Annotated in this window: 2 tRNA genes and 3 rRNA genes; all 5 read right to left on the minus strand. The window is 51.7% G+C overall.

The annotated features are described in order from the left end of the window. Positions 1–89: 89 nt before the first annotated feature. Positions 90–202, minus strand: a 5S ribosomal RNA gene (gene rrf, locus ABD866_RS10680). Positions 203–319: 117 nt separating this feature from the next. After that, positions 320–3,195 (minus strand): 23S ribosomal RNA (locus ABD866_RS10685). 339 nt (positions 3,196–3,534) lie between these two features. Next, positions 3,535–3,610 (minus strand) — tRNA-Ala (locus ABD866_RS10690). 27 nt (positions 3,611–3,637) lie between these two features. Continuing rightward, positions 3,638–3,714: transfer RNA gene (locus ABD866_RS10695), tRNA-Ile, on the minus strand. 70 nt (positions 3,715–3,784) lie between these two features. Then, positions 3,785–5,313, minus strand: a 16S ribosomal RNA gene (locus ABD866_RS10700). The 16S, 23S and 5S rRNA genes sit together here with 2 tRNA genes alongside, the layout of an rRNA operon. Positions 5,314–5,744: the final 431 nt, after the last annotated feature.

Below are 5,744 nucleotides of genomic sequence, written 5' to 3' on the forward strand. Positions count from 1 at the left end.
TGACGCGGCGGCTCGTTGGTTGTTGTTGCTATTGCAAAGCAAAAACCCCCTTCAGCTTGGGAGCTGAAGGGGGTTTCTGGGCTGTAAGAGCCTGACGATGACCTACTTTCACACGGGAATCCGCACTATCATCGGCGCAAAGTCGTTTCACTGTCCTGTTCGGGATGGGAAGGAGTGGGACCAACTTGCTATGGTCATCAGGCATAACTTGTTGCTGTCGTGACGCGGGGGTCAGGACGGCGAATTCATAGAGGCGATCAGCTTTTGGTATTTGATTGCGTCACTTGGCATAACAACCTTGACGGGTAGTCAAAGTTATAGGGTCAAGCCGCACGAGCAATTAGTATCGGTTAGCTTAACGCATTACTGCGCTTCCACACCCGACCTATCAACGTCCTGGTCTTGAACGACTCTTTAGGGGGCTCAAGGCCCCGGCAGATCTCATCTTGAAACGAGTTTCCCGCTTAGATGCTTTCAGCGGTTATCTCTTCCACACTTAGCTACTCGGCAATGCCACTGGCGTGACAACCGATACACCAGAGGTGTGTCCACTCCGGTCCTCTCGTACTAGGAGCAGGCTTCCTCAAATCTGCAGCGCCCACGGAAGATAGGGACCAAACTGTCTCACGACGTTTTAAACCCAGCTCACGTACCTCTTTAAATGGCGAACAGCCATACCCTTGGGACCGGCTACAGCCCCAGGATGAGATGAGCCGACATCGAGGTGCCAAACACCGCCGTCGATATGAACTCTTGGGCGGTATCAGCCTGTTATCCCCAGAGTACCTTTTATCCGTTGAGCGATGGCCCTTCCATACAGAACCACCGGATCACTATGTCCTGCTTTCGCATCTGCTCGACTTGTCAGTCTCGCAGTTAAGCACGCTTATGCCATTGCACTATTAGCACGATGTCCGACCGTACCTAGCGTACCTTCGAACTCCTCCGTTACGCTTTGGGAGGAGACCGCCCCAGTCAAACTGCCTACCATGCACTGTCCCCGATCCCGATAAGGGACCTAGGTTAGAACCTCAAACACACCAGGGTGGTATTTCAACGTCGGCTCCATGAGATCTAGCGACCTCACTTCAAAGCCTCCCACCTATCCTACACAGATCTGTTCAAAGTCCAATACAAAGCTACAGTAAAGGTTCATGGGGTCTTTCCGTCTTTCCGCGGGGAGATTGCATCATCACAAACATTTCAACTTCGCTGAGTCTCAGGAGGAGACAGTGTGGCCATCGTTACGCCATTCGTGCAGGTCGGAACTTACCCGACAAGGAATTTCGCTACCTTAGGACCGTTATAGTTACGGCCGCCGTTTACTGGGACTTCAATCAAGAGCTTGCACCCCATCATTTAATCTTCCAGCACCGGGCAGGCGTCACACCCTATACGTCCACTTTCGTGTTTGCAGAGTGCTGTGTTTTTATTAAACAGTCGCAGCCACCGATTTTTTGCAACCCCTTTGGGCTCCCTCTGTACGAGTTCACCTACTTGGGGCATACCTTCTCCCGAAGTTACGGTATCAATTTGCCGAGTTCCTTCTCCTGAGTTCTCTCAAGCGCCTTAGAATACTCATCTCGCGCACCAGTGTCGGTTTGCGGTACGGTCGTCAATAGCTGAAGCTTAGTGGCTTTTCCTGGAAGCAGGGTATCACTCACTTCGTCTGCAAGCAGACTCGTTATCACCCCTCATCTCAGCCCGGCGGATTTGCCTACCAGGCACGACTACAGGCTTGAACCAACTATTCCAACAGTTGGCTGAGCTAACCTTCTCCGTCCCCACATCGCACTATTGATCGGTACAGGAATATTGACCTGTTTCCCATCAGCTACGCATCTCTGCCTCGCCTTAGGGGCCGACTCACTCTACGCCGATGAACGTTGCGTAGAAAACCTTGCGCTTACGGCGAGGGGGCTTTTCACCCCCTTTAACGCTACTCATGTCAGCATTCGCACTTCTGATACCTCCAGCATCCGTTACCAGACACCTTCACAGGCTTACAGAACGCTCTCCTACCACGCACAGTAAACTGTGCATCCGCAGCTTCGGTAACTGGCTTAGCCCCGTTACATCTTCCGCGCAGGACGACTCGATCAGTGAGCTATTACGCTTTCTTTAAATGATGGCTGCTTCTAAGCCAACATCCTGACTGTTTTAGCCTTCCCACTTCGTTTCCCACTTAGCCAATTTTAGGGACCTTAGCTGGCGGTCTGGGTTGTTTCCCTCTTGAGTCCGGACGTTAGCACCCGGTGCTCTGTCTCCCAAGCTGTACTCTTCGGTATTCGGAGTTTGCCTTGGTTTGGTAAGTCGCCATGACCCCCTAGCCAAAACAGTGCTCTACCCCCGAAGGTAATACTTGAGGCACTACCTAAATAGTTTTCGGAGAGAACCAGCTATTTCCAAGTTTGTTTAGCCTTTCACCCCTATCCACAGCTCATCCGCTAGTTTTGCAACACTAGTCGGTTCGGACCTCCAGTACCTGTTACGGCACCTTCATCCTGGCCATGGATAGATCACTTGGTTTCGGGTCTACACCCAGCGACTGAACGCCCTATTCGGACTCGATTTCTCTACGGCTTCCCTACTCGGTTAACCTTGCCACTGAATGTAAGTCGCTGACCCATTATACAAAAGGTACGCCGTCACCCTTGCGGGCTCCGACTTTTTGTAAGCATGCGGTTTCAGGATCTATTTCACTCCCCTCCCGGGGTTCTTTTCGCCTTTCCCTCACGGTACTTGTTCACTATCGGTCGATGATGAGTATTTAGCCTTGGAGGATGGTCCCCCCATATTCAGACAGGGTTTCTCGTGCCCCGCCCTACTTTTCTCTAGCTCAGTACCACACGTCTGTTTTCGCATACAGGGCTATCACCTACTATGGCCGGGCTTTCCATCCCGTTTTGCTAACAGTCGTGCTATCACTAGAAGGCTTCTCCAATTTCGCTCGCCACTACTTTCGGAATCTCGGTTGATGTCTTTTCCTCGAGCTACTGAGATGTTTCAGTTCACCCGGTTCGCCTCAGTACCCTATGTATTCAGATACTGATACCCCGAAGGGTGGGTTTCCCCATTCAGAAATCTCCGGATCAAAGCTTATTTGCCAGCTCCCCGAAGCTTATCGCAGGCTATCACGTCTTTCGTCGCCTATCATCGCCAAGGCATCCACCACATGCTCTTAGTCACTTGACCCTATAACTTTGACCTCTCTTGCGAGATGCCACAGCTTTCTTTCAAGGACTTGTGAGGTCTTTCACCTCACGCGTTATGCCGTAATGTGAATGATTCTTTGGTATTGCTACCAAGAGAACGATTCGTCATTACTTGAACAAAACAAAGTTCTGTTCGTTTTGACGCAATCAAAATTGTCATCAGAGGCACGGTCTGCACTAAACCTTTACGAATGTGCAGTTTCCTCTGACAACGCTGATTCGACTCTATGAATTTTTAAAGAACAGCCGATTGATCAATCGATATTGATCAACAACAAAACAGCCTCTTGCAAAGCCGCTTTGGTGTTGAACATCTTGGTGGTGGAGGATGACGGGATCGAACCGACGACCCCCTGCTTGCAAAGCAGGTGCTCTCCCAGCTGAGCTAATCCCCCAGTGATCCTCTTGCCTGTATCGGAATTTGGTGGGTCTAGTTGGGCTCGAACCAACGACCCCCGCCTTATCAAGACGGTGCTCTAACCAGCTGAGCTACAGACCCATGTTGGCCAAGCCAACCTGTTCCAACAACCGATAAGTGTGGGCGTTCAAATTTGAGTGCAGTTTTCCAGAAAGGAGGTGATCCAGCCGCACCTTCCGATACGGCTACCTTGTTACGACTTCACCCCAGTCACGAACCCTGCCGTGGTAATCGCCCTCCTTGCGGTTAGGCTAACTACTTCTGGCAGAACCCGCTCCCATGGTGTGACGGGCGGTGTGTACAAGACCCGGGAACGTATTCACCGCGACATTCTGATCCGCGATTACTAGCGATTCCGACTTCACGCAGTCGAGTTGCAGACTGCGATCCGGACTACGACTGGCTTTATGGGATTGGCTCCCCCTCGCGGGTTGGCAACCCTCTGTACCAGCCATTGTATGACGTGTGTAGCCCCACCTATAAGGGCCATGAGGACTTGACGTCATCCCCACCTTCCTCCGGTTTGTCACCGGCAGTCCCATTAGAGTGCCCTTTCGTAGCAACTAATGGCAAGGGTTGCGCTCGTTGCGGGACTTAACCCAACATCTCACGACACGAGCTGACGACAGCCATGCAGCACCTGTGTTACGGTTCTCTTTCGAGCACGAAGCCATCTCTGGCAACTTCCGTACATGTCAAAGGTGGGTAAGGTTTTTCGCGTTGCATCGAATTAAACCACATCATCCACCGCTTGTGCGGGTCCCCGTCAATTCCTTTGAGTTTCAACCTTGCGGCCGTACTCCCCAGGCGGTCAACTTCACGCGTTAGCTTCGTTACTGAGTCAGTGAAGACCCAACAACCAGTTGACATCGTTTAGGGCGTGGACTACCAGGGTATCTAATCCTGTTTGCTCCCCACGCTTTCGTGCATGAGCGTCAGTGCAGGCCCAGGGGATTGCCTTCGCCATCGGTGTTCCTCCGCATATCTACGCATTTCACTGCTACACGCGGAATTCCATCCCCCTCTGCCGCACTCTAGCTGTGCAGTCACAAATGCAGTTCCCAGGTTGAGCCCGGGGATTTCACATCTGTCTTACACAACCGCCTGCGCACGCTTTACGCCCAGTAATTCCGATTAACGCTTGCACCCTACGTATTACCGCGGCTGCTGGCACGTAGTTAGCCGGTGCTTATTCTTACGGTACCGTCATGACCCCAGGGTATTAACCCAGAGCTTTTCGTTCCGTACAAAAGCAGTTTACAACCCGAAGGCCTTCATCCTGCACGCGGCATGGCTGGATCAGGCTTGCGCCCATTGTCCAAAATTCCCCACTGCTGCCTCCCGTAGGAGTCTGGGCCGTGTCTCAGTCCCAGTGTGGCTGGTCGTCCTCTCAGACCAGCTACAGATCGTAGGCTTGGTAAGCCTTTACCCCACCAACTACCTAATCTGCCATCGGCCGCTCCGTGAGCGCAAGGCCTTGCGGTCCCCTGCTTTCATCCTGAGATCGTATGCGGTATTAGCAAAGCTTTCGCTTCGTTATCCCCCACTCTCGGGCACGTTCCGATGTATTACTCACCCGTTCGCCACTCGTCAGCATCCGAAGACCTGTTACCGTTCGACTTGCATGTGTAAGGCATGCCGCCAGCGTTCAATCTGAGCCAGGATCAAACTCTTCAGTTCGATCTTGAATTTTTCGCCTCTTTCGAGGCAACTCATAAAAACGGAATTGAAGTGAACTTCACTTCTATTCTCATGAGCGTTTTAAGGTTCTAAGAACCTAGTTCCGTAGAACTTGGCACTCGCCTTCAAACGCCCACGCTTATCGGCTGTATGTTTTTAAAGATCCGCAAGAAGCTTTGCTTTCTTGCCAACTCGCTGCGATCAGCGAAGCCTTGAATTCTAACAGCTTTTTAAAAGACCTGTCAAACTTTGTGGTTATTTGCTTTTTGCAACTGTTACACGCTTCGTGCAACTCGCCGCAATCAGCGAAGCCTTGAATTCTACACCGGTTTTTTGCCCCCTGGCAACTCACACCGAAAATTCTCAACCCCACCCAAACCAACCTCCCCACCACCTCAACAGCCCAGCACCCCTTCGAACACCAGACCCCT

Origin of the sequence: Acidovorax lacteus, assembly GCF_039540375.1 — a bacterium.
In the GTDB taxonomy this organism is placed as follows: domain Bacteria; phylum Pseudomonadota; class Gammaproteobacteria; order Burkholderiales; family Burkholderiaceae_C; genus Acidovorax_G; species Acidovorax_G lacteus.